Below are 970 nucleotides of genomic sequence, written 5' to 3'. Positions count from 1 at the left end.
GCCGGCATGTGCGCGAGGCGATCGGCCGCAACAGCCGGGTGCTGCTCGCCCATGCCAAGCAGCATGCGGAGACCGCCGTCCGGATGCTGTGACGGCGGCAGCGGACGGGGCGCGCGGGGGTACATGGACGTACCGCTCATGGATGGGACCTGGCGGGCTTGGGCACCGCTGTACACCCGCTTGGGAAATCGGACGGGGACCTGGTGCTGCCGTTAGCGTGCAGAGTCGGAGTGTGGTGGATATCTGCTGACCAGGAGGCGTCATGGAAGTGAGGCAGCGCGGCACCGTCCCCGTGTGCCCCGCGTCCCGTCGTCTGCGCCGCAGCCACCCTTTTGGCCTTGGCCCCACCGGGCCCACGCGCGGGCCGTCCATCGGTGCAGCGGCACGATCCCCGCAGGGGCCGGGCGTCGCAGCTCAGCCAGCGCCTACAGAGGAGAGGAGGGAGGGGACCGCGCCGGTCGCAGCGGACCGCACGTCCCCGGACACGCATGACTGTTTCCCGTTCCTCCGACGCGGCGATCTCCGTGGTCGTCGACCCCGGGCCCCCCCCGCACACGGCCCCGTGGGACCTCGAGTTGCGCGGTCCGCTCGACCCCGCCGTGCTGGAAGACGTCCTGGGCGAGCTCGCCTCCGGTGACCCGGGCCGGCCAGGGTGGCAGCACCGGCTGCTGCGGCACGGCCCCGACCATCACACGCTCCGCTTCATCCAGCGGGACGGCGCGATCGCGGCGTCCGTGGTGGGCCGTATCGCCGACCTCCTCACCGAGCTGCTCGTGATCGACCGTCCGCTCGTCCCCGCCCAGTGCGCGGTCCTCACCCGTCCCGTACGGCACCGCTATGAGGCGGTGTTCATCGAGCCCGCCGCCTCGCCGGACGCGGGCGCGGTGCGGGAGGCGCTGCGCAGCGTCGTGGCCGCCCACCCCCAACTGCGCTCCCGCCTCGACAGGACGGGCGGCCGGCCGACCGGGCA

The 970-nt window shown here is 73.5% G+C and carries 1 pseudogene; it reads left to right on the top strand.

Annotation, left to right across the window (positions count from 1 at the left end):
- Nucleotides 1-488: 488 nt before the first annotated feature.
- Nucleotides 489-970: pseudogene (locus TN53_RS40935) on the top strand (hypothetical protein); the annotation flags it as partial.

The sequence above is a fragment of the Streptomyces sp. WM6386 genome, from assembly GCF_000972385.1.
GTDB lineage: Bacteria > Actinomycetota > Actinomycetes > Streptomycetales > Streptomycetaceae > Streptomyces.
The sequence above is the reverse complement of the archived record's forward strand: the minus strand, read 5'-3'. Positions and strand labels throughout refer to the sequence as shown.